The 25,372-nt window shown below is 61.5% G+C and carries 28 protein-coding genes; 8 read left to right on the top strand and 20 right to left on the bottom strand.

From position 1 onward, the window contains the following. Positions 1-10 precede the first annotated feature (10 nt). The 11 genes from AB4N98_RS11470 to AB4N98_RS11520 form a co-directional block, all read right to left on the bottom strand. Positions 11-859, bottom strand: coding sequence for a transporter substrate-binding domain-containing protein (locus AB4N98_RS11470; protein ID WP_460149458.1), 849 nt, complete (start codon positions 857-859; stop codon positions 11-13). Next, entirely contained in the window at positions 856-1,632 is a 777-nt protein-coding gene (locus AB4N98_RS11475; protein WP_068936885.1) for an amino acid ABC transporter ATP-binding protein, read from the bottom strand. The genes AB4N98_RS11470 and AB4N98_RS11475 overlap by 4 nt, the downstream gene beginning before the upstream one ends. Then, positions 1,629-2,288 carry an amino acid ABC transporter permease gene (locus tag AB4N98_RS11480; RefSeq protein ID WP_017526079.1) on the bottom strand — a complete coding sequence of 220 codons (660 nt, stop codon included), beginning with the start codon at positions 2,286-2,288 and terminating at the stop codon, positions 1,629-1,631. Before AB4N98_RS11480 ends, AB4N98_RS11475 begins: the two co-directional genes overlap by 4 nt. Continuing rightward, positions 2,269-2,934 carry an amino acid ABC transporter permease gene (locus AB4N98_RS11485; protein WP_065876620.1) on the bottom strand — a complete coding sequence of 222 codons (666 nt, stop codon included), beginning with the start codon at positions 2,932-2,934 and terminating at the stop codon, positions 2,269-2,271. The genes AB4N98_RS11480 and AB4N98_RS11485 overlap by 20 nt, the downstream gene beginning before the upstream one ends. Positions 2,935-3,381: 447 nt before the next feature. Next, the gene (locus tag AB4N98_RS11490; RefSeq protein WP_017526081.1) at positions 3,382-4,164 is read right to left on the bottom strand and encodes a MetQ/NlpA family ABC transporter substrate-binding protein; all 783 of its coding nucleotides are present in this window, start codon (positions 4,162-4,164) and stop codon (positions 3,382-3,384) included. A gap of 127 nt (positions 4,165-4,291) precedes the next feature. Further along, positions 4,292-5,218 (bottom strand): sigma 54-interacting transcriptional regulator, encoded by a 927-nt coding sequence (locus AB4N98_RS11495; RefSeq protein WP_017526082.1) that lies wholly within the window; start codon positions 5,216-5,218, stop codon positions 4,292-4,294. 48 nt (positions 5,219-5,266) lie between these two features. Then, positions 5,267-5,848 (bottom strand): alpha/beta hydrolase, encoded by a 582-nt coding sequence (locus AB4N98_RS11500; protein ID WP_017526083.1) that lies wholly within the window; start codon positions 5,846-5,848, stop codon positions 5,267-5,269. A gap of 240 nt (positions 5,849-6,088) precedes the next feature. Further along, a complete protein-coding gene (locus tag AB4N98_RS11505; protein WP_017526084.1) occupies positions 6,089-6,490 on the bottom strand; it encodes an ExbD/TolR family protein in 402 nt (133 codons plus the stop codon). A gap of 1 nt (position 6,491) precedes the next feature. Continuing rightward, positions 6,492-7,211 (bottom strand): MotA/TolQ/ExbB proton channel family protein, encoded by a 720-nt coding sequence (locus tag AB4N98_RS11510; protein WP_017526085.1) that lies wholly within the window; start codon positions 7,209-7,211, stop codon positions 6,492-6,494. 51 nt (positions 7,212-7,262) lie between these two features. Then, positions 7,263-8,060 (bottom strand): energy transducer TonB, encoded by a 798-nt coding sequence (locus tag AB4N98_RS11515; RefSeq protein ID WP_065876619.1) that lies wholly within the window; start codon positions 8,058-8,060, stop codon positions 7,263-7,265. A 238-nt stretch (positions 8,061-8,298) separates the two neighbouring features. Further along, complete coding sequence (locus AB4N98_RS11520; protein ID WP_223496883.1) at positions 8,299-9,150, bottom strand: LysR family transcriptional regulator; 852 nt, start codon at positions 9,148-9,150, stop codon at positions 8,299-8,301. A gap of 102 nt (positions 9,151-9,252) precedes the next feature. Here AB4N98_RS11520 and AB4N98_RS11525 point away from each other — a divergent pair, with 102 nt between their 5' ends. Both AB4N98_RS11525 and AB4N98_RS11530 read left to right on the top strand, forming a co-directional pair. Continuing rightward, positions 9,253-10,470: a CynX/NimT family MFS transporter gene (locus AB4N98_RS11525; RefSeq protein ID WP_017526088.1), complete on the top strand. Its 1,218-nt coding sequence runs from the start codon at positions 9,253-9,255 to the stop codon at positions 10,468-10,470. Between the two features lie 46 nt (positions 10,471-10,516). Continuing rightward, entirely contained in the window at positions 10,517-11,452 is a 936-nt protein-coding gene (locus AB4N98_RS11530) for a LysR family transcriptional regulator (protein ID WP_267864485.1), read from the top strand. Here AB4N98_RS11530 and AB4N98_RS11535 read toward each other — a convergent pair. Then, a complete protein-coding gene (locus AB4N98_RS11535) occupies positions 11,343-12,437 on the bottom strand; it encodes a fatty acid desaturase (RefSeq protein WP_217855608.1) in 1,095 nt (364 codons plus the stop codon). The two genes, AB4N98_RS11530 and AB4N98_RS11535, sit on opposite strands and share 110 nt — an antisense overlap. 102 nt (positions 12,438-12,539) lie before the next feature. Between AB4N98_RS11535 and AB4N98_RS11540 the strand changes: the two genes are divergently transcribed. Next, positions 12,540-13,544, top strand: a complete 1,005-nt coding sequence (locus AB4N98_RS11540; protein WP_065876617.1) for an AraC family transcriptional regulator — start codon at positions 12,540-12,542, stop codon at positions 13,542-13,544. 125 nt (positions 13,545-13,669) lie between these two features. On the opposite strand, the gene AB4N98_RS11545 is transcribed toward AB4N98_RS11540, so the two are convergent. Beyond that, entirely contained in the window at positions 13,670-14,035 is a 366-nt protein-coding gene (locus tag AB4N98_RS11545; protein WP_017526092.1) for a response regulator transcription factor, read from the bottom strand. A 100-nt stretch (positions 14,036-14,135) separates the two neighbouring features. Between AB4N98_RS11545 and AB4N98_RS11550 the strand changes: the two genes are divergently transcribed. Together AB4N98_RS11550 and uraH are read left to right on the top strand one after the other, a co-directional pair. Further along, on the top strand, positions 14,136-14,609 hold the full coding sequence (locus tag AB4N98_RS11550) for a GlcG/HbpS family heme-binding protein (RefSeq protein ID WP_017526093.1): 474 nt from the start codon (positions 14,136-14,138) through the stop codon (positions 14,607-14,609). Between the two features lie 23 nt (positions 14,610-14,632). Next, a complete protein-coding gene (uraH, locus tag AB4N98_RS11555; RefSeq protein ID WP_065876616.1) occupies positions 14,633-15,043 on the top strand; it encodes a hydroxyisourate hydrolase in 411 nt (136 codons plus the stop codon). Here uraH and AB4N98_RS11560 read toward each other — a convergent pair. Then, positions 15,038-15,724: a Crp/Fnr family transcriptional regulator gene (locus AB4N98_RS11560; protein ID WP_017526095.1), complete on the bottom strand. Its 687-nt coding sequence runs from the start codon at positions 15,722-15,724 to the stop codon at positions 15,038-15,040. The genes uraH and AB4N98_RS11560 overlap by 6 nt on opposite strands. A gap of 83 nt (positions 15,725-15,807) precedes the next feature. Here AB4N98_RS11560 and AB4N98_RS11565 point away from each other — a divergent pair, with 83 nt between their 5' ends. Then, positions 15,808-16,335 (top strand): Mpo1 family 2-hydroxy fatty acid dioxygenase, encoded by a 528-nt coding sequence (locus AB4N98_RS11565; protein ID WP_065876615.1) that lies wholly within the window; start codon positions 15,808-15,810, stop codon positions 16,333-16,335. Between the two features lie 132 nt (positions 16,336-16,467). On the opposite strand, the gene AB4N98_RS11570 is transcribed toward AB4N98_RS11565, so the two are convergent. The 6 genes from AB4N98_RS11570 to dibA all read right to left on the bottom strand — a co-directional run bounded on the left by AB4N98_RS11570 (position 16,468) and on the right by dibA (position 22,672). Then, positions 16,468-17,448: a sulfate/molybdate ABC transporter ATP-binding protein gene (locus AB4N98_RS11570; protein WP_017526097.1), complete on the bottom strand. Its 981-nt coding sequence runs from the start codon at positions 17,446-17,448 to the stop codon at positions 16,468-16,470. A gap of 3 nt (positions 17,449-17,451) precedes the next feature. Continuing rightward, positions 17,452-18,324: a sulfate ABC transporter permease subunit CysW gene (cysW, locus tag AB4N98_RS11575; RefSeq protein ID WP_017526098.1), complete on the bottom strand. Its 873-nt coding sequence runs from the start codon at positions 18,322-18,324 to the stop codon at positions 17,452-17,454. Positions 18,325-18,337: 13 nt separating this feature from the next. Then, positions 18,338-19,156: a sulfate ABC transporter permease subunit CysT gene (cysT, locus tag AB4N98_RS11580; protein ID WP_017526099.1), complete on the bottom strand. Its 819-nt coding sequence runs from the start codon at positions 19,154-19,156 to the stop codon at positions 18,338-18,340. 76 nt (positions 19,157-19,232) lie between these two features. Then, on the bottom strand, positions 19,233-20,243 hold the full coding sequence (locus AB4N98_RS11585; RefSeq protein ID WP_017526100.1) for a sulfate ABC transporter substrate-binding protein: 1,011 nt from the start codon (positions 20,241-20,243) through the stop codon (positions 19,233-19,235). A 65-nt stretch (positions 20,244-20,308) separates the two neighbouring features. Then, positions 20,309-20,491, bottom strand: coding sequence for a sulfur starvation response protein OscA (gene oscA, locus AB4N98_RS11590; RefSeq protein ID WP_003170956.1), 183 nt, complete (start codon positions 20,489-20,491; stop codon positions 20,309-20,311). A gap of 267 nt (positions 20,492-20,758) precedes the next feature. Beyond that, a complete protein-coding gene (gene dibA, locus AB4N98_RS11595; protein ID WP_135196890.1) occupies positions 20,759-22,672 on the bottom strand; it encodes a phosphodiesterase DibA in 1,914 nt (637 codons plus the stop codon). A gap of 165 nt (positions 22,673-22,837) precedes the next feature. Here dibA and desA point away from each other — a divergent pair, with 165 nt between their 5' ends. Next, on the top strand, positions 22,838-24,022 hold the full coding sequence (gene desA / locus AB4N98_RS11600; RefSeq protein WP_017526102.1) for a delta-9 fatty acid desaturase DesA: 1,185 nt from the start codon (positions 22,838-22,840) through the stop codon (positions 24,020-24,022). Between the two features lie 188 nt (positions 24,023-24,210). After that, complete coding sequence (locus tag AB4N98_RS11605; RefSeq protein WP_026067125.1) at positions 24,211-25,212, top strand: GGDEF domain-containing protein; 1,002 nt, start codon at positions 24,211-24,213, stop codon at positions 25,210-25,212. Positions 25,213-25,372: the final 160 nt, after the last annotated feature.

Genomic DNA, 25,372 nt, shown 5'->3' on the forward strand with positions numbered 1-25,372 from the left:
CATCGAAAAATCAGCCCTGCCACTTGCCGCCTTCGACAATCACGCTTTCAGGCTTGGTCTCGTCGCTCAGCTCTTTACGCACATATTGGTCGTACAGCTTGAGCAAGAACTTCTCTTCACCCAACTTCGCCAACTCGGCATTCACCCAGTCGCGCAGTTCGACGTTGCCCTTTTTCACCGCCGGGGCGATGGGTGCTTCGTCGCCGAGTTTGTCTTCCAGCACGCGGTAGCCGGGGTTCTGCTTGGCCCAACTGAACAGCACCAGGTTGTCCTGCGCGTAAGCATCGCCACGCCCGGCCGACAGTGCTTGCAGCGACTCGGAGTTTTTCTCGAACTTGAGCAGTTTCCAGTCCGGGTGGTTCTTGGTCAGCCAGGTATCAGCCGTAGTACCGGTGGTGACGATGGTGGTGCGGGTGGCCAGGTCATTCAGGCTTTTGACCGCGCTGTTATTGGGCACCAAGGCCTGTACCGCGACTTTCAGGTTGGGGTTGGTGAAGTCCACCGCCTCCTTGCGCTCCGGTGTGACGGTCATGTTGGCGAGGATCAGGTCGACTTTGTCGCTTTGCAGGAACGGAATACGGCTGGCCGGTTCCACCGCGACGAATTCGACTTTGTTCTCGTCGCCCAGCAGGTCCTTGGCGAATCGGCGGCCGATGTCGGTATCAAAACCCACATAGCGCCCAGCCTCGTTGACGAAGCCGAACGGCGGTTTGTCGGTAAAGACGCCGACGATCAGCTTGTCGCGCGCCTTGATCTTGTCGATGTAGCTGACGGCCGCAGGTTTTACCGGTTCTTCGACCTTTTTATCGCAGCCGGCCAGCAAGGCGACGGCAAACAGTGGCAGCAGTAACTTTTTCATATCAGTTCCAGTTCCTTGATCTTTTTGGGCAGTGTTGAAACGAAGGAGAACTTCTCCAGGAACTGCTGCGCGCGTGCGGTTTGCGGGTTCGTAAAGAATGCCTCGGGGGTGTTGTGTTCGAGGATGCGACCGGCCTCCATGAACACCACGCGGTCGGCAACCGCGCGGGCAAAGGCCATTTCATGGGTGACGATCAGCAGGGTCATGCCCTCGCGGGCCAGGCCCTGGATCACTTCCAGCACTTCCTTGACCATCTCCGGGTCGAGGGCGGCGGTGACTTCGTCAAACAGCATGACCTGAGGGTTCATGCACAACGAACGCACGATGGCGATACGTTGCTGCTGGCCGCCGGAGAGCTGGCGCGGGAACGCGTCGCGCTTGTCGGCCAGGCCGACGCGCGCGAGCAGTTGTTCGGCCTGCTCGCGCGCTTCACGCGGGTTGCGTTTTTGCACCTTGAGCGGGCCAAGCAGGATGTTGTCGAGCACGCTCATGTGCGGGAACAGGTGGTAGCTCTGAAACACCATGCCGATGTCCTGGCGCACCTGGCGCCAGTCCGTGGTTTTATCCAGCAGCTCTTTACCCGCCAAGCGCAGGCTGCCGCTGTGCGCCACTTCCAGCCCGTTGAGGCAACGCAGCAAGGTGCTTTTGCCGCAGCCGCTGGGGCCGAGGATCACCACCACTTCGCCACTGTGCACACTCAGGTCGATGCTCTTGAGCACCTGCTGCTCGCCGAAAAACTTGTTGAAACCCTGGAACTCGATCAATGCGCTCATGCTTGGGCCCAGCGCCGTTCCAGCACCTTGGAGGCAGCCGACAACGGGTAGCAGATAAGGAAGAAAAACAGGAACAGCGCGCCGTAGATCAACACCGACTCATAGGTGCGCTCGATGATTTGCTGGCCGACCTTGATCACATCCACCACGCCGATGAGCACCGCCAGCGAACTGGTCTTGATGAGGCGCGTGTAGACGTTGATGGTTGGCGGGGTCATGCGTTTGAGGGCCTGGGGCAACAGCACGTAGCCGAACAGTTGCGGGCCCGACAAGCCAATCGACAAGCCGGCTTCTCGCTGGCCACGGGGCAGCGAGTGCAAGGCGCCGCGTACGACCTCGCCAACCTCGCTGGCGCCCCACAACGACAGCACCAGCACCGCGCACCAGAAACTGGGGATGCTCAGGCCGAAGAAAATCGGCAGGCCAAAAAACAGCAGGTACAACCACACCAGCACCGGGATTGCCCGGAACAGCTCCAGGTACACCCGCAGCACGGCGTTGATCATCGTGTTGCCCAGGGTTCGCAGCACGCCATACACCACGCCGCCGACGGTACTGAAGGCGATGCTCAGGAAAGAAATCGACAGGGTTTGCGCAGCGCCCTTGCCCAGTTGCGGCAACGACACCCACAACAACTCAAGACCCGAACTGGCCATGCTGGAGCCTCCTTTCCAGGCGGCTGAGCAGCAACGACAGCGGCAAAAACAACAGCACGCAAATCAGCGTGAGCACGGCGAGCATTTCGTAGGTTTTGTAGTAAAGCGCGATGTAGCTCTTGGTGGTGTAGAGAATCTCCGGCACCGCCACGGCGGACACCACGGTAGTCTCCTTGAGCAGGAAAATGAAGTTGGCGAACAGCGCCGGCAGGCTGAGGATGCCGGCCTGGGGCAGGATCACATGGCGCAGCAATTGCCAGTCGGACAGGCCGATGGACTTGCCCGATTCGACCTGCGCCAGCGGCACCGCTTCCACTCCGGCGCGCAGCACTTCGGTGAGGTAGGCGCCGCCCAGGAAGGTCATGGTGATGATCGCCGCCCAGAACCCGGAGATATTCAAACCCAGGGCCGGCAGCGCGAAGTACACGAAAAACAGTTGGATCAGCAGCGGTGTGTTACGCGCCAGCTCCACGTACAGGGCCACCAGGCGCGACACGTAGGGCGTGCGAAACACCAGCAGCGCGGCGTTGATCAGCGCCACCAGCAGCGAGGTGGCAATGGCGATCAGGCCCACTTGCAGCGTCACCCCCACGGCGTTCAAAAACGCCGGTAAGGTACTGAGGATAAAAGCAAAATCGAAGGTCATGGGTAGTCCATATCGCCGCATGGGTAATGCCGCGAGCGCAGTCCGCTGCGAAGTGGATAACGTCGGGTAGCACGAACTTTAAAGGTATAAAAACTAAAATTTAAATACCGAAATAGCATATTGATATCACCCAAAAAGATAACCTCGGGATTCGCGGGATTGCCGGGCGACGGCTATGGTTGGGGGGTCTGTTTTTCGAAGGATTAAACAATGAACAAAGCGAAACCGATTGATCCGCAGGAGCTGGTGAAGTGGTTGGTGGCGTTGCGTCGGGCGATCAACCGCCGCGCTCTGTAACCCACTGAAAATCGGATATGAGATGAAGATCAACTGTGGGAGCAAGCCCCCTCCCACATGTTTGAGTACATTCCAAATCCCAGGCATAAAAAAACGCCGACGCTAAACCAGCCATCGGCGTTGAAACCTTGAAGGGGTTTTACACCTCGATCAGAACGCCGGCACGACCGCGCCGTTGTACTTCTTCTCGATGAACGCTTTGACTTCGGGGCTGGTCAGCGCCTTGGACAGTTTCTGGATAGCGTCGCTGTCCTTGTTGTCCGGGCGTGCCACCAGGAAGTTCACGTACGGCGACTTGGCGTCTTCGATGATCAGCGCGTCTTTGGCCGGGTTCAGGCCGGCTTCCAGCGCGTAGTTGGTGTTGATCAGGTCGAGGTCAACCTGGTCCAGCACGCGTGGCAACAGGGCCGATTCCAGCTCTTTGAATTTCAGGTGCTTGGGGTTGCTGGCGATGTCTTTTGGCGTAGCCAGGGCGTTGGTCGGATCTTTCAGGGTGATGACACCGGCCTTTTGCAGCAGCAACAGGGCACGACCGCTGTTGGAGCCTTCGTTCGGGATCGCCACGGTGGCGCCGTCTTTCAGATCTTCGATTTTCTTGATCTTTTTCGAGTAACCACCGAAGGGTTCAACATGCACGCCGACCACGGTCACCAGATTGGTGCCCTTGCCCTTGTTGAAGTTTTGCAGGTACGGCAGGGTCTGGAAGTAGTTGGCGTCCAGGCGTTTTTCAGCAACCTGCACATTGGGCTGTACGTAGTCGGTGAAGACTTTGATCTGCAGGTCCACGCCTTCTTTGGCCAGGGTCGGCTTGATCAGCTCGAGGATCTCGGCGTGCGGGATCGGAGTGGCAGCCACCACCAGTTTTTCGTTGGCTTGGGCGAAGCCGGCAGTCAGGGCAGCCGCCAGTGCGGTAAACAACAGAACCTTTTTCATGCAGTGTCCTTATCGAAATTCCGAGTGGTCTATGACGACCGCGCATTCTGTGAAGTGCCAGCGAAGTGCTATCGCGGCGTGGAGCGGACAATACCTAGATTTTTTATTCCCGGACAATATCTTTTATTCACGTTGATATTCCATTTTGTTCATGCAGAAAAGTGCGCAGGGTTTTCTGCTCCGCAGGGCTGGCCGTGTTGAAGATACGTTGCACCTGCTCCAGCGGCGAACCGGCCACGGGCAGGTTCAAATGTTCGGGCAAAATCTCGTCGCCGCTGCTCACCAGCAAGGCGAAGTGAATGACGTTTTCCAGTTCGCGGGTATTGCCTGGCCAACTATGCCGCTCCAGTACACGCTGGGCCTCGTCGCTGATCAGCGGCACCGGCAGGTCCAAGCGCTGGCTGTAGATGCCGAGGAAGTACTCGGCCAGCGACAGAATATCGCCGACCCGTTCGCGTAGCGCCGGCAGGTCCAGTTGCCCTTCGCTCAGGTAATGGAACAGCCGCTCATGAAACTTGCCCGCCGCCACCGCCTGGGCCAGGTCGATGCTGGTGGCTGCCACCAGACGCACATCCACCGGGCTCGGCTGATGGGCACCGACGCGGGTGACTTCATGGTTTTCCAGGGCGGCCAGCAATTTCACCTGGATAGGCAGCGGCAAGTCGCCGATCTCGTCCAGGTACAAGGTGCCGCCATTGGCCGAGCCAAACCACCCGGCGCGGCTGCTGGCCGCGCCACTGTGGCTACCGGCGGCATAGCCGAACAATTCGGCATCGGCGTAAGTGGGGCTGATCGCGCCGCAATTGACGGAAACAAACAGCCCGGCGCGGTCACTGCCACGGTGGATATGCCGCGCCAGCAGCTCTTTACCGCTACCGGTCTCGCCGCGAATCAACACGGGCAAGGCGCGGGGCGCCAGGCTTTCCAGGTCTTCGCGCAACTGGCGGGAGCGAGGGTCGACGAACACCAACGCCTTGGCGCGAATGCTCAGCGGGCTTTTTTCGGCATCGGGGAAGGTCAGCAGCGGCTGGCCGAAGGTTTCATTCAGACTCATGGCAGGCTCCCGCCCCAACCCACTCGGGGACGAGGCGTTGAAAGAAGGTTACGCACGACGCCGGGCGTGATGCTCAAGACGGTTTTGCAGGCGATAGAGGTAGGCGAACCCCTGCTCCCAGCGCTGATGGCCGGACTTCACGTTGATATGCCCGGCGCCGGAGAGGATGCCGGCCTCGGCGCCCCAGTTGCGCGCCATTTCCAGCGCGCGCGGGGTGCTGACGGCACTGTCATTGTCGGAGCTGACCACCTGGCTGGGGAACGGCAGCAAGTCGGTGGGAACCGGTGCAAAGTTGCGCAACGCCGGCGAGCAGGCCGGGCGTTCGACGTCGGCCGGGGCTACCAGCAAAGCGCCGCGCACCTGGCGCAGGAAGTGCAGCGGCGCGGTCGCCGCCCAATGCGCCACGGTGATGCAACCCAGGCTGTGAGCGATCAGGATCACCGGCGTGCTATCGGCGGCGATGGCCTCGGCCAGCGCGGCCACCCAATCCTCGCGGCGCGGCGTCAGCCAATCGGCCTGCTCCACGCGCGCGCTGTTGGGCAGGCTGTTTTGCCAATGGGTTTGCCAATGATCTTCTGGCGATCCTTGCCAGCCCGGCACGATCAGGTAACGAATCGACTCGCTGTGCATGGGTGTGCCCTCCTGCAGCGTTTAACGTTGCTGATCAGTATAGGGACGCGGATTATGTTAGTTAAGGAATAAGAAGCTATTTATTAATAACTAAAAACTCAAAACCACAATCGAAATGTGGGAGCAAGCCCCCTCCCACATTGGCCTCATTCCACCTGGAGATTTGGTTTGAATTTCAGTCAAAAAAAAAGGCCGCACCCTGCCAAGGAAACGGCCCAAAAACTGTCGAGGCTTTTACCACTACCGTGCGGTGATTACCGACAGCTTGGTAATCCCCGCGCGTTCGATAGACGCCATGGCTCGCGCCACTTCGCCGTAATTCACACCCTCGTCGGCCTGCAGTTGCACCCGCACATCGGGGTCCTTGGCCTTGGCCGCCTGCAGGTTGAATTGCAGCAGGTCCGGCTGGATTTCATCCTTGTTGATAAACAGCTTGCCGGCCCCATCGATGCTCACCACCAGCGGGTCCTTCTGCTCTACCGGGGCTACCGCCTCGGTCTTGGGCAGGTTGATCGGGATCGCGTTGGTCAGCAGCGGCGCGGTGACGATAAACACCACCAGTAGCACCAGCATCACGTCCACCAGCGGCGTGACGTTGATTTCGCTCAGCACCTCGTCACTGTCTTGCGTGGAAAAAGCCATCTCAGGACGCCTCCTTCACTTTTTGCGGGTTGCCGGCGCCGGCTTTGTTGAGCGTGGGGTGCAGCAGCACGCGGAACGAATTTTTTTGCGCGAGGCTGTAGAAGTCGTGGGCAAAGTCATCGAGGTCCGCAGCCGTGAGCTTCAAGCGGCGCAGGAAGTAGTTGTAAACCAGCACCGCCGGTACCGCGACGGCGATCCCGACACCGGTGGCGACCAGCGCCGCGCCGATCGGCCCGGCCACGGTTTCCAGGCTGGCGGAACCGGCGGCGCTAATGCCCTTGAGCGCTTCCATGATGCCCCACACGGTGCCGAACAGCCCGATAAACGGCGACGTGCTGCCGATACTGGCGACCACGGCCAGGCCGGTTTCCAGGGAGCGACGCTCCCGTACGATCTGTTGGCGCAGGGCGCGCTCGAGGCGGTCTTGATGGTTGATCGCCTGGCTCAAGTCCGCCGCGTGCGGCGCATCGCCCACCTGGATGGCGGCATAACCGGCCTGGGCCACGCGGGCCGCGGCACCGGGCTGGGTTTCGGCCAACTCGGCGGCGGAGTCAAGGCTCGACGCCGCCCAGAACCGTGTGTGGAACTTGCGATCCTGGGCCTTGAGACGACCGAACTGCACGCCCTTGAGCAGGGCCAGGCCCCAGGTGGCGACCGAAAAAACCACCAGCAGCCAGATCACCGCGCTTTCGATGGATTCAAGTGGAGATGCTAATGCCATGTTGTTTCCCTCTGTGCAGGTCGCGGCAGGTACAGCACCGCGCAGCCCTCGTTAGTGGATCTTGAAATCGATCGGTACGCTGACCCATCCGTTCTGGGCCACGTCGCCCTGCTTGGCCGGCACGAAACTCCAACGCTTCACGGCAGCCAGGGCGGCATCATCGAGTTGCTGGCGGCCGCTGCTTTTCTGGATCTGGATTTCACCCGGCTTGCCGCTGGCCAGTACCTGAACCCGCAACACCACCGTGCCTTCCCAACCCCGACGCTGGGCCAGCGAGGGGTATTCGGGCGCCGGGTTCTTCAAGTAGGCGGCATTGGCCGAAGCCGGCGTGACCGGGGCTGGCGCTGGCGTTGGGGCAGGCGGCGCGACAGGGGCCACCGCCTGTGGCGCAGGCGTTGGCGGCGGTGTCACTGGTTTGGCGACCGGCTTGGGCACGGGCTTGGCTTTGGGGATTTTTTTCGGCGCGGGCGCAGCTGCCAGCTCGTCCACGGCCGGTGGCGGTGGCTCGACCACCGGTGGTGGCGGCGGTGGCACAGCCGTCGGCGGTTCTACCAGCGCCGGCGCTGGCCGGGAAAGTTCGAGCGTCATCGGCGGGATTTCCGGCGGCACAATCGGCAGCACCGGCGTGGGCTTCTGGCTCACCCAATAAATCACCGCGCCGTGCAGGGCCAACACCAGCACCGCCAGCAAAACCCCTTCGCGCCGGCTCGAAAAGCGCTTGGGGGTTCGCTGCAAACGCAGTTGCCCCAACGGCGCGCGGTGTGGTCGGCCAAGGTCGACCAACTCACCACCCGGTGCCTGGCGCCATGGCGCCTCATGTGCACTGGCGGCGGTCTGGACATTGCCCATGATTGACTCCCTACGGTTTTTAAAACAAAAACCGACAGGCCTGGGTAGAAGGCCGTCGAGGGTTGAATCATTGGGGCCACCCGCTTATTTCTTAAAGTAACCTTTAAAGTTATACCTAGACCAAAATTGAATAAACGAAACCCATGCGCACGGCAAACCCACGGCCCGCGGGGCCTGGGGCGCTGGTGTGTTTTGCCCATGCTTGGCCGGCATGCAAAATATTCACTATAGGCATGGCTCAACCGGGGCTGTTTGCGCACAAATCAAACAGTTCAGCCTGCAAACACTGCCCCGCCTCACTCAAGCCATGGCGGGCATACAACGCCAGGCGCACGCCTTGTACCACGGGCAAACCGCTGTCCGGCCCCAGTTCCACATGCCCGGGTTGTACGACCCGGCGCGGCAACAGACTCACACCCAACCCCGCCGCTACCGCCGAACACACACTGGCCAGGCTCGCGCTGGAATAGCCGATACGCCAGCGCCAGTCTCCCACTTCCAGGTGGTGCAGCATTTCATTGCGGTACAGGCCGCCCACCGGGAATGCCACCAAGGGCAAAGGGTCGCGCCCCAGGCACGGCGTGCTGCGGCTGTCTACCCAACACAGCGGCTCGGGCCACGAGGCCAGGCAGTCATCACTGCTGCCCATCTGCTTGACCAGCAATACATCGAATTCACCACTGCGGTACTGGCGCTGCAACTCTGGGCCGAGACCGCTGGTGACCTCCAGGCGCACCTTTGGATAGGCCAGCACAAACGCCGACAGCAACGGCATCAGCCGCTGCGCCGCAAAGTCTTCCGGCACGCCCAGGCGCAGCACGCCATCGCTTTGCTGGTTGATCAACACATCGGCGGCCTCTTCATGCAGCGCCAGGATGCGCCGCGCATACGCCAACAAGCGCTCACCCTCGGCGGTGGCGACGACACGCCGTTGATCGCGGTCCAGCAACAGGCACCCCACCGCATCCTCCAGGCGGCGGATCTGCTGGCTGACGGTGGACTGGGTCACATGCAGGCGCTCGGCGGCACGGGTGAAGTTGCCGCAATCCACCACGGCGACGAAGCTGCGCAGCAATACGGGATCGAACATGGTCATTCTCTTTGCCACTGGTTGGCATGGTTATATTTAATTTCAGAATACCTGGGGCGCTGGCCATACTCACGCCTCATTTACCCACTGCAAAGGCGCTGCATGACCCTCAATAAATCCCTCGCCGGCTGGGGCCTGCTGGTGGTACTGGGCCTGAATCTGCGGCCGATCCTCAGCTCCATCAGCCCGTTGCTCGGCGAGATTCGCCAGGCCACCGGCTTGAGCTTCCAGAGCAGCGCCCTGCTCACCAGCCTGCCGGTGGTGTGCATGGGGTTGGTGGCGCTGGTGGGTGTGCGCGTGGAAGCGCGGCTGGGTGAGCGACAGGGTATCGCCCTGGGCTTGAGCCTGATTGTGCTGGCATGTCTGGCGCGCTGGTTGATGGGCCAGGGCTCTGCGCTGCTGGTCACGGCATTGCTCGGCGGTGCCGGCGTGGCGCTGATCCAGGCGTTGGTGCCGGCGATGATCAAGCGCGAATTTCAGCATCGCGTGCCGGTGGCGATGGGTGTGTATTCGGCCTCGCTGATGGCCGGGGGCGGGTTGGCGGCGCTGCTCAGCCCGTTGGTCGCCACGCATTTCGAGCATTGGCAGGCAGGGTTGGGCGTGTGGCTGCTACCGGCGCTGGGCGCTTTGTTGTTGTGGGCCTGGCTGCCATTGGGTGCGGCGAAGAACCCTCATCAGGTGGCACCTGCGTTCCAGGGGCTGCGCAATCGACGCGCATGGCTGTTGGCGCTGTATTTCGGGCTGGTGAACTGCGGCTATATGAGCCTGGTGGCGTGGTTGCCGGCCTACTATCAGCAATTGGGCTGGGGCGTGCTGCCCAGCGGCTCGCTGCTGGCGTTCATGACGATCTTCCAGGTCATCGCGGCGCTGCTGATGCCGGTGCTGGCGCAACGCGGTATCGACCGTCGACCGCTGCTCGGCATCAGCCTGCTCGCCCAGACCGTCGGCTACCTTGGCCTGTTGCTGGCGCCGCTGCAATTTCCACACCTGTGGGTGGCGTTGTGCGGCTTCGGCCTGGGCGCCTGTTTTGCCCTGAGCCTGTTGCTGACCCTCGACCATCACCGCGACCCTCGGCAAGCCGGGCAACTGGCGGCCTTCGTGCAGGGCGTGGGCTTTTTGATCAACGCGGTTTCGCCGTGGATGACCGGCTGGCTGCGCGAACTCACCGGCCACTTCGCCAGTGCCTGGGTGGTGCTGACGGTGACTGCGCTGGCGATGCTGGTGGTGACGCGGGTATTCAGCCCGGCGACCTACCGCACTGGCGCTATAGATATGCATTTAAGATCTAGCTGCAACAACAAAGCTTCGTTGACGGAATAACCCGGCCTCTTAAAATTCCGGTTCTCCTCAAGGACGCCGGCATGCCATGGACCTTCGTCAATTGCGCTACTTCATCGCGCTCAACGAACACCGCAGTTTTGTGCGCGCCGCCGACGCCATGGGCATTACCCAACCGGCGTTCAGTCGCAGTATCCAGGGCCTGGAGCAAGAGTTCGGCTGCGTGCTGGTGGACCGTGGCCATAAACACCTGCACCCCACTCCCGAAGGCCAGGTGGTGTTGCAACATGCCTTGAGCCTGGTGCAAGGCGCTGCGTTGCTCAGCCATGAGGTCACGCGCATGACCAAGCTGGACGCCGGTGAAGTGCGCTTGGGCAGCGATGCGGTGGCGGCAGTCAACTTGGTGCCCCAGGCGATGGCGCGGTTTGTCACCGCCTACCCCAAGGTGCGCAGTACGTTGCAGGTGGACAACTGGCAAAGACTCGGGCGCAGCCTGAGCCGCGAGGAGATCGAATTCTTTATCGCCGACGTACGCCACTTCGAAGCTGACCCGAACTTCCAGACCGAGGCCCTCGCACCCCGGCGCAGCGTATTTTTCTGTCGCGCGGGCCACCCGTTGCTGGCCAAGGACAGCCTGTCCACCAATGACCTGTTCAACTACCCGCTGGCCACCCCCTTGATCGCGCCGGGCATTCGCAAGTTGCTCGCCAACCTCAGCGGGCGCATCGACTTTGCGCCCGCTATCGAGCTGGAACAGTTCACCGCGCTGGCGAGCATCGTGCGCCAGTCCAACGCCATTGGCCTGGGGGCCGAAGAAGCCTTCGTCGAGGCCGTGGCCAGCGGCGACTTGAAGGTGCTGCACTGGCGCAACCTGCCGCACAGCCTCGACCGCTTGAACAACCACTGCGGCGTGATCAGCCGCGCTGGGGTTCGCTTGTCGCCAGCGGCGAAGGCGTTGATAGAGAGCCTGCGGGCGGTGGAAAACCAAGCCGATTGGCCCGCGCAAACGTGCCCAAATCATTGAAGCGCACCCCCATCTCGGCCATGACCTTATGTGCCACCTTGGCGGTCATCTGGCGGATGTAAAACGGCTCTTTCACCACAAAATGGTGAATCCCGTGGGTGCTGCCGAAATTGAAGCAGAACGCCTGCAGCGGCCACAGCCACCAGGGGTTGAGCACTTGGGTTTGCTGGATCACATTGCCCAGTTCCACATCGCCGTAGTAATGCATGTTGGAGCTGACAAAGTGCAGGCAGAAAGTGCGCAGCACGTTGGGGCCGATGATCACCACGGCGGCGATGTCGATCACCTGCATCACCTGTAACGTACCGGCTGACCACTCGATCGGCGCCCCCAGCAGGCTGGCGATGCCATTGGCGGCGTGAAAGCCGAGAAACACGTACCACGCGCCCCAATGCAGCAGCGCCAGCGGGGCGTAGACCAACAGCGAGCGCTTGAGGATCTTGAGTTTGTGGCCCCAGGTCCTGGCGCGCAGCATGCGGATAAACGCCGACATCACGTTATCGCCCACCATCAGCAATCGCGCAAAACCCCAGGGCTCGCCGTTGGTGATCGCACGTTCTTCCATATCGGTTTCGGTGCCCGATACCTTGTGATGGTTAAGGTGCAGGTGGCGGCGTATCCACGGGTTGATGGTGCTCGGCCGCGCCAGCCACACCAGGCCCATCATCAGGTTGTGCGGCACGCGCTGCTTGCGAAAGTACATGCTGTGGATCAGGTCGTGTTCCAGCTCATGGGTCAGCGACGCGAAAAACCCATTGAGCAGCAGGCAGGCCCACCAGGCCATGTGGCCGGTGATGTACAGCAACGCCGAGCCAAACATGCCGATCAATGCGAAGGCCAGGATGCCCGCGCCCAGGGCGTCCTGATGCAGCAGCCATGGGTGCTGGCGACGCAAGCGCACGCCTTCGGCCAGCACGACGTCGCGGATATGCGCTGAACGCTGTTGTGCGTTCATCTGCTGGGGACTTGCAGAAGTACCGTCCATGCTCCCATCCTCTTATGCAATGAAGGGTTACATCCTGCCTCAGGCCGTCTGGCAGGACGCTAGCCGCACACGCCAACCTGTTGACCGCAAGCGCCAATCGCCATGACCGAACCCACTTCCCTCGCCAGCTGGACCCGAGCCCTGCGCAAGCAGCTCGACGCCCTGGGCCTGGACAGCGCCGCACTCTGCGCCCAGGCCGGGCTCGACCCGCAGCAGATGGACGACCCCAACGCACGCTATCCCCTGTCGGCGACCACGCGCTTGTGGGCCTTGGCGGTGCAGGCCAGCGGCGATCCGGCGATTGGGTTGCGCGTGTCGCGCTTTGTCAGCCCCACGACGTTCCATGCGTTGGGCTACGCGCTGGTGGCCAGCGGCAGCCTGCGGGAAGTGTTCGAGCGCATCGTGCGTTATCACCAGGTAGTCAGTGATGCCCTGACGCTGGCGCTGATTCGGGACGGTGACCGCTATCGTTTTCGCCTGCTGCAACCCGAAGGCAGCCCGGCACCGGCGCTGGAAGCCATCGATGCGTTTGCGGCGATTTATGTGCGCACCTGTCGCAACCGCCTGGGCCGGGATTACGCGCCCCTGGCCGTGTACTTGCGGCGCCCGGAACCGGCCGATCCCACCCCCTGGCACACGGTGTTCCGGGCGCCGGTATTTTTTGGCGCCGATGAGGACTGCCTGGAGTTTGCGCCGCAGGACTTCGACAGCCACCTGGACGACGCCAACCCCGAACTGGCCGAACACAACGAAACCGTGCTCAAACGCACCCTTGCCCAACTGCAACCGCTGACCTGGGAACGCAAGGTACGCGCCGCGATCGAGGCGCAATTGCCGGAAGGCGAGCCGAGCGCCGAACGGGTTGCCCAGGCGCTGCACTTGAGCCTGCGCAGCTTGCAGCGGCACCTGGCGGATGAGGGGTGTCGCTTTGACGCGTTGCTCAATGAGTGCCGGCAGAACCTGGCATTGCTGCACTTGCGCGACCCGCAGTGCTCATTGGCCGAGATCAGCCATTTGCTGGGGTTTGCCGACACCAGCAGTTTTAACCGGGCCTTCAAGCGGTGGACCGGAGTGACACCGGGGCAGTTTCGGGATGGGTTGCAGTAGGCGGATGTGGGGGATTTGTGCAGGCCTGATCGGGGCCAAGCCCGTCCCACATTGGAATGCAATCAAGTGTGGGAGGGGGCTTGCTCCCGATAGCGAAGCTACAGGCACTGCAAATTCCGAATCCGTCAGCGCCCGCGATCGCGCCGCAACAACTTCCTCACCCGCGCCACCAACGCCTTGGCATCGAAGGGCTTGAGCAGGTAATCATCCTCATGCAACTCCAACCCGCGCAGGCGATCTTCAATACCGCCCGGGGTGGTCAAGAACAGCACTGGCGTGTCGCCCTGGTGCCGGATCGCCTGCTGCAGCTTCCAGGCGTTCAGGCCCGGCAGCATCACGTCCAGGATCACCAGGTCGTACGCGGTACTTTCCACGAAGCGCTGCGCCGCCATGCCATTGGCCGCGACTTCCACGGCGAAGCCTGCTTCGCTCAAGCCCTGGGCCATGAGCTGCGCCAGTTGCGGCTGGTCTTCCACTAACAACACGTGCATGCCTTACCTCTGGGTTTGATTACAAACCTGTCATCAAATTGTGCGGTTTCTGACCACGTCCACTGACTACCGTGACGGCCTGCCTTCTGGAGCCTTCACCATGTCTCGCACTGCCTTGTTCTTGAGCCTCGCCGTTTGCACGGGCGCGCTGGCGGCGCCGCCACTGCCGCGCCATGCCGACCTCGATCTGAATACCGCTCGCCAACTGGCCGATGCCGGCCTCAGCCACTGCAACGCCGCGCTGACCGTCCTGGATCGCGGCGCCAACCTGTTGCTGAGCCTGCGTGCCGACGGTGTCGGCCCGCATAACAGCCTTGCCAGCCAACGCAAAGCGTACACGGCGCTATCGACCAAAACCGCAACGCGGTTGTTTGCCGAACGGGCGCGCAACAACCCCGAGGCCGCCAACCTTAACAGCTTGCCCGAGTTGCTGTTGCTCGGTGGCGGCGTGCCGCTGTTTGCCGATGCCGAGTTGGTGGGTGCGCTGGGTATCGCCGGCGCAGGCGGCGCCGCGCAGGACGAAGCCTGCGCCACACAGGCCGCCGAGCAGTTGGGCCTGAAAACCTCTCTCTGATTCCCCCTCCATAGGACCTCTTGATGAAAACCCTCAGCATGACCCTCGCCGCCCTCAGCCTCGGCGGCCTGTGCAACCTGGCCCTGGCCGCCGGCAACCCACTGAGCGTACACGTGCTCAACCTGGAAAATGGCCTGCCGAGTGCCGGGGTGGGCGTCACCCTGGAACAGCACGTGGGTGACACATGGCAGCCATTGTCCGAAGGCGTCACCAACCAGCAGGGGCGCATCGCCGAGCTGTTCCCCGCCGACCGCAGCATGACGCCGGGCGAGTATCGCGTGGTGTTCAAGACTGGCGATTACTACAAAAAGGCCAACCGCGAGACGTTCTTCCCGCAGGTGCCGGTGATTTTCCAGGTGAAACAGGCCGACCAGCATTACCACATTCCGCTGCTGCTCAGCCCTTACGGGTTCTCTACGTATCGCGGCTCATAGGCCCGCAGCGTGTTGCAGGCGTTTGAGGTCCAGTAGCTCAATCGCACCGTAACTCAGCCCGATGATGCCCTGTTGCTCCAGCGCCTTGAGCAGGCTGTTGGTGGTCTGGCGCGACAGGCCCAGCATGGCCGCCACGTCTTCCTGGGGCAGTTGCAACGTGCGACGCGCCTGGTCTATTTCGCCGTAGCCCTGGGCGATCATCAGCAGCCGATGGGCCAGGCGCGCCGACGCGGGCATCAGGCTCATCTGCTCGATATTGATCAACGACAGGCGCAGTTTGTGGCTCATCAACAGGGCCACATCGCGCCAATAAGCCGGATGCTTTTCGAGCAGGTCGAGCATGCCTGCCTGCGGTACCTGCAACAGCGTACACGGCCCCGAGGCCTGTGCATCGTGGGTGCGCGGCAGGTTGTCGAACAGGCAGATTTCACCGAACCAGTAGGGTGTCTCCACCAGGCTCAACACGGCTTCCTTGCCCTGGGCGTTCACCGCGCTGATGCGCACCGCGCCGTCCAGCACCGCATACAACCCACACGGCGGATCGCCACGCTTGAACAGAAACTGGCCCGCCGCCAGTGAGCGCAGCCGCGACGCCGCCAGCAGACTCTGCTGTAGAGCTTCCGGCAAGTGGCTGAACCAATGGCCGCTGGCCAACCGGGCGTGCCATTTCGCTGCATCCATGAGGACTCCGAAGATTGTCGCCCAACTGACAGTCAGGCGCTGGCTGACAGGGCATGATCAAACATCCTACAGGAGGAACAACAATGAAAAGCCTCGTCGACCATCTCAGTCAATACGCCGCCTACCACCGCGACCCGCGCAATATAGCCAGCCACTTTGTTGGCATCCCGTTGATTGTGGTCGCCGTGGCGGTGCTGCTGTCACGCCCGGAATGGGCGGTGGGAAGCTTGTGGATCTCGCCGGCGGTGATCGTGGCGCTGTTGTCGGCGTGGTTTTACCTGCGCCTGGAACTGGCCTTGGGCGTGCTGATGACGGTGCTGATGGGCGCGTCAGTATGGGCCGGGCATGTGTTGGCGGCGCAGAGCACGATGGTGTGGCTGAGCAGTGGCGTGGGGATGTTCGTGGTGGGCTGGGTGATCCAGTTTGTCGGGCATTACTACGAAGGCAAGAAACCCGCGTTTGTGGATGATGTGTCGGGGCTGGTTGTGGGGCCGTTGTTTGTGGTGGCGGAGGTGGGTTTTTTGCTGGGGTTGCGGCAGGACCTGAAAGTGCAGATCGAAAAGCGCTCGGGGCCGGTGGTGCGCCGTGATCTAAAGCCAAGCGGGGTCTAAATGTGGGGCGGTGTGTCAGTGACATGTTCATCAACTGACCCACTGCTATCGGGAGCAAGCCCCCTCCCACATTGGCCCTCATTGGCACCTGAGCCCTCATTGCCCCTCAGGCACCTTGGGTTTGCGATGTGCTCAGGCTTTTTGCCAGACCTTGGGTTTGAAGAACAGGGTCTCGCCACGCGCCAGACCGATCAGGCTGTCATGGTCCTTCACCACTTCGGCTTCGATCAGCTCGGGCTGGCCTTCTACCTTGAGCGTCACCCGCGTGGTCGCGCCCAGCGGGCGAATATCGCGCACTTGCGCCGCATGGTGATCCTCCAGCTCATGCCGCGACAGCGACACTTCATGCGGACGGAACAACACATGCTTGTCCTCGCCCAGGTGCAGGCGGTTGGAGTCGCCGAGGAAGTGGTAGACAAAATCGCTGGCCGGGTTTTCATACACGTCGCCCGGTGAGCCGATCTGTTCGATCACGCCTTTGTTCATCACCACGATACGGTCGGCGACTTCCATGGCCTCTTCCTGGTCGTGGGTCACGAACACCGACGTCAGGTTGATGTCTTCGTGCAGGCGCGCCAGCCAGCGGCGCAGTTCTTTACGCACCTTGGCGTCAAGGGCGCCGAACGGTTCGTCCAGCAGCAGCACTTTCGGCTCTACCGCCAGGGCGCGGGCCAGGGCGATACGTTGGCGCTGGCCGCCGGAGAGTTGTTCCGGGTAGCGGTCGGACAGCCAATCGAGCTGCACCATGTTGAGCAGTTCGTGAACCTTGCCTGCGATCTGGCTTTCCGTCGGGCGCTGGTTTTTCGGCTTCATGCGCAGGCCGAAGGCGACGTTGTCGAACACGCTCATGTGGCGGAACAGCGCGTAGTGCTGGAACACGAACCCGACGTTGCGGTCACGCACGTCGTGGCCGGAGACGTCTTCACCGTGAAACACGATGCTGCCGTCATCCGGGGTTTCGAGCCCGGCGATGATGCGCAGCAAAGTGGTCTTGCCGCAGCCGGAGGGGCCCAGCAACGCCACCAGCTCGCCACTCTGGATGTCCAGATTGATGCTGTTCAGGGCCTTGAAGGCGTTGAAGTTCTTGCTGACATTACGGACTTCGATCGACATGACTTATTCCTCACCGGCGCTGTTGCGCAGGCGGTTGATACGGTTCTCGCTCCACTGCTTGAGCAGCAGGATGAAGAGCGCCAGGATCAGCAACAGGCTGGCCACCGCAAAGGCGGCAACGTGGTTGTATTCGTTGTAGAGAATCTCGACATGCAGCGGCAAGGTATTGGTCACGCCGCGAATGTGGCCGGACACCACCGACACCGCGCCGAACTCACCCATGGCCCGCGCGGTACAGAGCACCACGCCGTAGATCAGGCCCCACTTGATGTTCGGCACGGTCACATGCCAGAACATCTGCCAGCCATTGGCGCCGAGCAGGCGCGCCGCCTCTTCTTCCTGAGTGCCCTGCTCCTGCATCAGCGGGATCAATTCACGCGCAACGAACGGCACGGTGACGAAGATGGTCGCCAGGACGATGCCCGGCAGGGCGAATACGATCTGGATGTCGTGCTCCTGCAGCCAAGGGCCGAACAAGCCCTGGGCGCCGAACATCAGCACGTAGACCAGGCCCGCGATCACCGGGGACACCGAGAACGGCAGGTCGATCAGCGTGACCAGGATGCTTTTGCCACGGAACGAGTACTTGCTCACGCACCACGCGGCGCTGACGCCGAACACCAGATTGAGCGGTACCGAAATCAGCACGGCGATCACCGTGAGTTTCAGCGCCGACAGCGCGTCGGGTTCCAGGATGGCGGTAAAGAACGCGCCGAGGCCGTTCTTCAAACCCTGGGACACCACGATAAACAGCGGCAGCAGCAAAAACAGCGCGAATACCAGCCAGCCAAGGCCGATCAGGATGCGTCGCGACGTGGCACTGCCACGCCGGGCGGCGTTGGCCGAGGACGCCGCGGAAATAGACGATTGGGACATGTTCCGCGCCTCCTTATGGACGTTCGATGCGCCGCTGCAACAAGTTGATCAGCAGCAGCAAGACAAAGGAAACCACCAGCATCAGCACACCGATGGAGGTGGCGCCGCGGTAGTCGTACTGGTCGAGCTTGACCATGATCAGCAACGGCAGGATCTCGGTTTTCATCGGCATGTTGCCGGCGATGAAAATCACCGAACCGTACTCACCCACGCCTCGGGCAAACGCCAGGGCGAAGCCGGTGAGCCAGGCGGGCAGCAGCGCAGGCACGAGGATGTAGCGAAACACCTGCAACGGCTTGGCACCCAGGCAGGCGGCGGCTTCTTCGACTTCGCGGGGGATATCGGCGAGTACCGGCTGCACCGTGCGCACCACGAATGGCAGGGTCACGAAGGTGAGCGCCAGGGTGATGCCCAGCGGCGAGTAGGCGATCTTGAAGCCCAGGTCGGCGGCGAACTGCCCCACCAGGCCCGTCGGCGTGTACAGCGCGGTCAGCGCAATACCGGCCACGGCGGTGGGCAAGGCGAACGGCAGGTCGATCATCGCATCGATGATGCGGCGGCCGGGGAAGGTGTAGCGCACCAGCACCCAGGCCAGCAGCGTACCGATCACGCCGTTGATCAGCGCCGCGTACAACGCGGTGCTGAAGCTCAGTTTCAATGCCGCCACCACGCGTGGTGCCGAGATGATGGCCCAGAACTGATCCCAGGTGAGTTGAGCGGCGTGTACGAACATCGCCGCCAGCGGGATGAGCACAATCAGGCTGAGGTACACCACGGTGTAGCCCAGCGTCAGCCCGAAGCCGGGTATGACGGGGGAAATACGACGCGACATAAGAGTCCTTGGTTAGCGGAACTGACACACAAAACCCGCAGGTGAATGCGGGCTCCATGAGGATGTGTTTCTCGGCTTACTGCGCCGTGTAGATCTGGTCGAACACGCCACCGTCGTTAAAGAATTTCGGTTGGGCAGTTTTCCAGCCACCGAAGTCTTTGTCGATAGTCACCAGGTCCAGTTTGGGGAACTGTTGGGCGTATTTGGCGGCGACTTTCTCATCGCGTGGGCGGTAGAAGTTCTTCGCCGCAATCTCCTGGCCAGCCGGGCTGTACAGGTGCTTGAGGTATTCGGTGGCGATCTCGGTGTTGCCCTTTTTCTCGGCGTTCTTGTCGACCACGGCCACCGGCGGCTCCGCGAGAATCGACAGGGACGGCACGACGATGTCGAACTTGTCGGCGCCGCCGTCTTCCTTGAGCGCCAGGAAGGCTTCGTTTTCCCAGGCCAGCAACACGTCACCCTGGCCATTGTTGACGAAGGTGATGGTCGAACCACGCGCGCCGGTGTCGAGGATCGGCACGTGCTTGAACAACTCTTTGACGTATTCCTGGGCCTTGGCCTCGCTGCCACCAGCCTTGAGGCCATAGGCCCAGGCGGCCAGGAAGTTCCAGCGCGCACCGCCGGAGGTTTTAGGGTTGGGCGTGATCACCGACACGTCTTTCTTGATCAGGTCGCCCCAGTCCTTGATGCCTTTGGGGTTGCCCTTACGCACCAGGAACACGATGGTCGAGGTGTAGGGAGTGCTCGCATCCGGCAGGCGGGTTTGCCAGTTTTCCGGAAGGGTCTTGCCGAGTTTGGCGATTTCGTCGATGTCGCCGGCCAGGGCCAGGGTCACGACGTCGGCGCGCAGGCCGTCGATCACGGCTCGGCCTTGCTTGCCCGAGCCACCATGGGATTGCTGGATCTTGACGTTGTCGCCCGGGTGGGACTGTTTCCAGTAGCTGGTGAATTCAGCGTTGTAGTCCTGGTACAGCTCACGGGTAGGGTCGTACGAGACGTTGAGCAGTTCGTAGTCCTTGGCAACGGCGGAACCGGCAAACACGGCACTGGCCAATGCGGCCAGGGCGTAACGGCGAATCGACGACATAGAAGCTCCTGAAAATTCTTGAGTGTTGGCTTTTCTTATAGTTGCGGGTCTATCGCCGTTCTTGCTCAGCTCGGTTTGTTACCCGGGTTCTGCAAACGGAATTTTTCCTTGCGTTCGATCTGTACCACTTGAGCGTTGTGCACAGTTATTTCCACCGCGCCAAACCGCAGATCGCGCAGGGCGCTCTGGATCTCACGCAAAATGGCTGCTTCGTCCTGGCCGTCGACGCTACGTAGAGATGCGCTCATGGTCTCGCTCCTGAAATGAATAGTGCCTGGCAGTGGCGGCACTGCTTGCGGCGTGAGAGCGATAGTAGTTAAGCGCGGATATTCTTAAAAATACTATTTAAGAATGTTTATATAACCAGAAAGAATTTTCTGGCGGGACGTGGGGTTGCGTGCCGATCTAGGCATCAAGTGGGAGGGGCTTGCTCCCGATAGCGGTGTATCAGGCAGAACTGAGGCACCTGACAGACCGCTATCGGGTTCAAGCCCCCTCCCACAGGTTGATGCATTTCAAGGCTGGATCGCGGGGGCTCGTGACCAGTCGATTTCATTCGCCGGCATCGGCCGCCCAAACCAGTACCCCTGCCCCATGTCGCAATCCTGCTGCAACAAGAACCGCGCCTGCTCGACCTGCTCAATGCCCTCGGCATGTACCTGCATGCCCATGCTTTTCGCCAAGGCGATTACCACGCGCACAATCGCGGCGTCGTCTTCGTCCCACGGCAGGCCGGCAACAAAGCCCTGGTCGATCTTGAGCTTCTGCACCGGCAGGCGCTTGAGGCGCAGCAGCGAGGAATAACCGGTACCAAAATCATCGATGGCCAGGCGCAGGCCCAGTTCGCGCAGACGATGCAGCTGTTCCAGGGCCACTTCGGGGTCATCCATCACCGCGCTTTCGGTGACTTCCAGCTCAAGGAACGCCGGGTCCAGGCCCGTGTCGTGCAGCACCTGGGCCACTTGCTCGTAGAGTTCACGCCGGGCAAACAGGCGGCTGGACACATTGATTGCAATAAATGTCAGCGGTGCGCCGTCGGCCAGCCATTGGCACATCTGACGGCACGCCTGGTCCATCACCCAGGCATCAATATCCGCGATCAAGCCGGTGCGCTCGGCGATGGGGATGAACTCGACCGGAGGCACCAGGCCGCGTTCCGGGTGCTGCCAGCGCACCAGGGCTTCGACGCCGATCAGGCGGCTGCCGTGCAGTTCATGCACCGGCTGGTAGTAAACGCGCAGCTCGTGCTGGTCGAGGGCGCGGCGCAGTTCGCTGGCGATCTCGACACGGTTTTGTGCGTGCGCCGTGAGTTCTTCGGTGTACAAGGCGTAGCCTTCGCGGCCCACACTTTTAGCCTTGAACAACGCAGAATCGGCGTTGCGCAGCAGTTGTTCGGCGCTCAGCGCATCGCTGGGGAACAGGCTGATGCCGATGCTGGCGCTTATAAACAGTTGGTGGCCGTCGAAGATGAACGGTTGCTTCATCACATCCAGCATGCGTTGGGCCAATGCGGCGGCCTGCACCACCTGTGAGCAACTTTCGGCGAGCACTGCGAACTCATCGCCCCCCAGGCGCGCCAGGGTTACGCCAGGGCCGAGCAGCCCTTTGAGCCGCTCGCCCACCAGCTTGAGCAACTGGTCACCGACGTTGTGGCCGAGGCTGTCGTTGATGATCTTGAAGTGGTCCAAATCCAGCAACAGCAGGGCGCAGCCGCGTTTATGCAGTTGCGCCGAGGCCAGGGCCTGCTCGGCGCGGTCGGTGAACAGCAGGCGGTTGGGCAGGTCGGTCAGGGGGTCATGATGGGCCAGGTGGGCCAGTTCATGTTCAGAGTCCTTGATGGCGCTGATGTCGGAAAACACCGCGACATACTGGCTGACCTGGCCGTGATCGTCATGAATCACCCGGATGGTCTGCCACTGTGGATAAATCTCACCGCTTTTACGCCGGTTCCAGATTTCACCGCTCCATTCACCGCAGTGCTCCAGGGCCTGGAACATGTGCTGGTAGAAACTCGACGAATGGCGCCCGGATTTGAACAGGCTGGGCTGCTGGCCCATGACGTCTTCGCACCGGTAGCCGGTGATCTCCATAAACGCCCGATTCACATGCACAATCAGGCCCCGGGCGTCGGTAACCAGTACCCCTTCGCGGGTGCAATCGAACACGGCAGCGGCCTGGCGCAGGCGCTCACGGTTCTCCTGCAGGGGCTGTTGTTGCTGGTGGGCGTGGGCAACCCGGGCGCTCATCAGGTAAATCACCAAAGCGCTGCAGGCCACCCATAGATAGCCGCGCACCTGCAACCACAGGTTCAGGTCACTCCGGTTATCGACAAATTCGATCAATAGGTGGCCCGAGATGCCAATCCAGGCGATCGAAACCAGCAGGTATACCAGCCCGGCACGCGCGGCACCTCGGTATGAAAACAGCATATGGTCAGTAATCCTTACTAAAAAACAGCATCGCCCTACAAAGGTTGCGGATTATAGAATAAGAAACATCCAGTCACTTCTATCTGAAAGGGCGGCTGGTTTTCTTTGTGGGCTTAGTGATAATGCGTGAGCTGGTTTTTTCTTTATCTGAGGGCCATACAGCCTATGTGGTACAACGGTTTTCTTGACCTGTCAGCCTGGCAACTGGTGGCAGTCACTCTGTTGATGACCCACGTGACCATTGTCGGGGTCACGGTTTATCTGCATCGCTATTCAGCCCATCGCTCCCTGGAGCTCAATGCCGGCCTGAAACACTTCTTCCGCTTCTGGCTGTGGCTGACCACGGCACAGAACACCCGCGAGTGGACCGCCATCCACCGCAAGCACCACGCCAAATGCGAAACCGTCGATGATCCCCACAGCCCGGTGATCAAGGGCCTGTCCACCGTGCTGCGCAAAGGTGCCGAACTGTACCGCGCCGAGGCGGAAAACCCCGAAACCCTGCGTATCTACGGCAAGAACTGCCCGGACGACTGGATCGAACGAAAAATCTACACGCCTTACCCCTTGCTGGGCGTTGCCATCATGGGCGTGATCGACCTGCTGCTGTTTGGCACCATCGGCATCACCATCTGGGCCATCCAGATGATGTGGATCCCGTTCTGGGCCGCCGGCGTGATCAACGGCCTGGGCCATGCCGTGGGCTACCGCAACTTCGAATGCCGTGACGCGGCGACCAACCTGGTGCCGTGGGGCATCATCGTCGGCGGTGAAGAGCTGCACAACAACCACCACACCTACCCCAATTCCGCGAAATTGTCGGTGAAGAAGTGGGAATTCGACCTGGGCTGGGCGTGGATCAAACTGTTCAGCTTCCTGCGCCTGGCCAAGGTGCAGCGCGTGGCGCCGATTGCCCACCGCGTGGAGGGCAAGGGCCATCTGGACATGGACACCGCCATGGCGATCCTCAACAACCGTTTCCAGATCATGGCCCAGTACCGCAAGTTGGTGATCGGCCCGCTGGTCAAGCAAGAGCTGGAAAAAGTCGATCACTCGGTGCGCCACCAGTTCCACCGCGCCAAGCGCCTGCTGTCGCGTGAAACCAGCCTGCTGGATGACCGCCATCACCTGCGTATCCAAGGCATGCTGGAGCACAGCCAGGCCCTGAAAGTGATCTATGAAAAGCGCCTGGCCCTGCAACAGATCTGGCTCAAGACCAGCACCAATGGCCACGATATGCTCGCCGCCATCAAGGAATGGGTGCACGAAGCCGAGGCCAGCGGCATCCAGTCCCTGCGGGATTTCGCTCACCAATTGAAGACCTACTCGCTGCGTCCTGCGGCGGTCTGACCGTGCCGTGGGAGGGCCCGCCCTCCCACCCACCAGCTTTTTGACGTCATTTACCGGGCACCGCCAATCGGTACCGTTGACGGAACTTCACTGCAAATCGCCTCTCTCAATGAACACTTCGCCATCATGGTGGCCCCTTGTTGTGACCGCTGCTCCATCTTGCGGCGCGCCCAGAGAGAGTTGTGCCGATGGTTCACGAAAAACCTCACGTATCTGATCCTCCCGTCGCTGAACATCCGCGTCCGGCCGCGGCTGCGACCCTGCTGGCGCTGGTGCATGCCCAGGGCGAAGTCGAGCGTTTGAGTGAACGCGAACAGCTCCTGAGTTCGTTGCTGGTGAGCGTGAATGCGGTGCTTTGGGCCATCGATTGGGAAACCCGCCGCGTGCTGTATGTGAGCCCGGCCTATGAGCGCATCTTTGGACGTTCCGCCGGCCTGCTGCTGGCCGACCACCGGGAATGGCGCAACAGCATTCACCCCGAAGACCTCGACCGCGCGGAACAAAGCCTGGCCCGCGTGCTGGAACGCGGTGCCGTGGAGGACCGCGAGTACCGCATCATCACTGCCGACGGGCAGATCCGCTGGCTGAGCGACAAGTGCTACATCAACCAGCAAGTGGTGCCCGGCGAACCGTTGGTCGTGGTCGGCATGGCCGAAGACATCACCGACAAGAAGCAGCTTGAGCTTGAGTTGCACCGCCTCGCCACCACTGACGTGCTCACCCAGAGCAGCAACCGCCGGCACTTCTTCGAATGCGCTAACCATGCCTTCGACAACGCCCGCGCCCAAGGCGCGCCGCTGGCCTTCCTGCTGTTGGATATCGATGACTTCAAGGACGTGAATGACACCTACGGCCACCTGGAAGGCGACCAGGTACTGCGGCGTATCGCTGAGAGCGGTCGAGGCGTGTTGCGCCGGGGCGACCTGTTCGGGCGCATTGGTGGCGAAGAGTTCGCCGCCGTCCTGCCAGGTTGTGCGCCAGACATGGCGCTGCAAGTGGCCGAGCGCCTGGGCAAGGAGATCCAGGCACTGAGTTTCAGCTATGAAGGCCAGGCGTTCAGCGTGACCATCAGCCAGGGCCTGGCCAGCCTCACCGACGCGGACCCGAGCCTGGACAGGCTGTTCGCCCGCGCCGATGCCGCCATGTACGAGGCCAAGCGCCTGGGCAAAAACCGCGTCGTTGCCGGCTGACGCCGATCATAAACGGTGGGAGGGGGCTTGCTCCCGATAGCGGTGGGTCAGTATCAGATGTGCTGACTGAGCGACTGCTATCGGGAGCAAGCCCCCCTCCCACCGTTTTTTTGCGTACTGGCCGGCGCACAAAAAACCCGCCGAAGCGGGTTTTTTGTGT

The organism is Pseudomonas sp. S3_E10 (assembly GCF_054667615.1).

What these genes read in the sequence shown, in the direction of transcription:
- dibA (WP_135196890.1), bottom strand. Translation starts at nt 22,672, where the DNA reads ATGCTGTTTTCATACCGAGGTGCCGCGCGTGCCGGGCTGGTATACCTG.
- AB4N98_RS11490 (WP_017526081.1), bottom strand. Translation starts at nt 4,164, where the DNA reads ATGAAAAAGGTTCTGTTGTTTACCGCACTGGCGGCTGCCCTGACTGCC.
- desA (WP_017526102.1), top strand. Translation starts at nt 22,838, where the DNA reads ATGTGGTACAACGGTTTTCTTGACCTGTCAGCCTGGCAACTGGTGGCA.
- AB4N98_RS11530 (WP_267864485.1), top strand. Translation starts at nt 10,517, where the DNA reads ATGGACCTTCGTCAATTGCGCTACTTCATCGCGCTCAACGAACACCGC.
- AB4N98_RS11525 (WP_017526088.1), top strand. Translation starts at nt 9,253, where the DNA reads ATGACCCTCAATAAATCCCTCGCCGGCTGGGGCCTGCTGGTGGTACTG.
- AB4N98_RS11480 (WP_017526079.1), bottom strand. Translation starts at nt 2,288, where the DNA reads ATGGCCAGTTCGGGTCTTGAGTTGTTGTGGGTGTCGTTGCCGCAACTG.
- AB4N98_RS11485 (WP_065876620.1), bottom strand. Translation starts at nt 2,934, where the DNA reads ATGACCTTCGATTTTGCTTTTATCCTCAGTACCTTACCGGCGTTTTTG.
- AB4N98_RS11535 (WP_217855608.1), bottom strand. Translation starts at nt 12,437, where the DNA reads ATGGACGGTACTTCTGCAAGTCCCCAGCAGATGAACGCACAACAGCGT.
- AB4N98_RS11495 (WP_017526082.1), bottom strand. Translation starts at nt 5,218, where the DNA reads ATGAGTCTGAATGAAACCTTCGGCCAGCCGCTGCTGACCTTCCCCGAT.
- cysT (WP_017526099.1), bottom strand. Translation starts at nt 19,156, where the DNA reads ATGTCGCGTCGTATTTCCCCCGTCATACCCGGCTTCGGGCTGACGCTG.
- AB4N98_RS11560 (WP_017526095.1), bottom strand. Translation starts at nt 15,724, where the DNA reads ATGGATGCAGCGAAATGGCACGCCCGGTTGGCCAGCGGCCATTGGTTC.
- AB4N98_RS11510 (WP_017526085.1), bottom strand. Translation starts at nt 7,211, where the DNA reads ATGGCATTAGCATCTCCACTTGAATCCATCGAAAGCGCGGTGATCTGG.
- AB4N98_RS11470 (WP_460149458.1), bottom strand. Translation starts at nt 859, where the DNA reads ATGAAAAAGTTACTGCTGCCACTGTTTGCCGTCGCCTTGCTGGCCGGC.
- AB4N98_RS11550 (WP_017526093.1), top strand. Translation starts at nt 14,136, where the DNA reads ATGTCTCGCACTGCCTTGTTCTTGAGCCTCGCCGTTTGCACGGGCGCG.
- AB4N98_RS11570 (WP_017526097.1), bottom strand. Translation starts at nt 17,448, where the DNA reads ATGTCGATCGAAGTCCGTAATGTCAGCAAGAACTTCAACGCCTTCAAG.
- cysW (WP_017526098.1), bottom strand. Translation starts at nt 18,324, where the DNA reads ATGTCCCAATCGTCTATTTCCGCGGCGTCCTCGGCCAACGCCGCCCGG.
- AB4N98_RS11605 (WP_026067125.1), top strand. Translation starts at nt 24,211, where the DNA reads ATGGTTCACGAAAAACCTCACGTATCTGATCCTCCCGTCGCTGAACAT.
- AB4N98_RS11500 (WP_017526083.1), bottom strand. Translation starts at nt 5,848, where the DNA reads ATGCACAGCGAGTCGATTCGTTACCTGATCGTGCCGGGCTGGCAAGGA.
- AB4N98_RS11545 (WP_017526092.1), bottom strand. Translation starts at nt 14,035, where the DNA reads ATGCACGTGTTGTTAGTGGAAGACCAGCCGCAACTGGCGCAGCTCATG.
- AB4N98_RS11505 (WP_017526084.1), bottom strand. Translation starts at nt 6,490, where the DNA reads ATGGCTTTTTCCACGCAAGACAGTGACGAGGTGCTGAGCGAAATCAAC.
- AB4N98_RS11540 (WP_065876617.1), top strand. Translation starts at nt 12,540, where the DNA reads ATGACCGAACCCACTTCCCTCGCCAGCTGGACCCGAGCCCTGCGCAAG.
- oscA (WP_003170956.1), bottom strand. Translation starts at nt 20,491, where the DNA reads ATGAGCGCATCTCTACGTAGCGTCGACGGCCAGGACGAAGCAGCCATT.
- uraH (WP_065876616.1), top strand. Translation starts at nt 14,633, where the DNA reads ATGAAAACCCTCAGCATGACCCTCGCCGCCCTCAGCCTCGGCGGCCTG.
- AB4N98_RS11515 (WP_065876619.1), bottom strand. Translation starts at nt 8,060, where the DNA reads ATGGGCAATGTCCAGACCGCCGCCAGTGCACATGAGGCGCCATGGCGC.
- AB4N98_RS11565 (WP_065876615.1), top strand. Translation starts at nt 15,808, where the DNA reads ATGAAAAGCCTCGTCGACCATCTCAGTCAATACGCCGCCTACCACCGC.
- AB4N98_RS11585 (WP_017526100.1), bottom strand. Translation starts at nt 20,243, where the DNA reads ATGTCGTCGATTCGCCGTTACGCCCTGGCCGCATTGGCCAGTGCCGTG.
- AB4N98_RS11520 (WP_223496883.1), bottom strand. Translation starts at nt 9,150, where the DNA reads ATGTTCGATCCCGTATTGCTGCGCAGCTTCGTCGCCGTGGTGGATTGC.
- AB4N98_RS11475 (WP_068936885.1), bottom strand. Translation starts at nt 1,632, where the DNA reads ATGAGCGCATTGATCGAGTTCCAGGGTTTCAACAAGTTTTTCGGCGAG.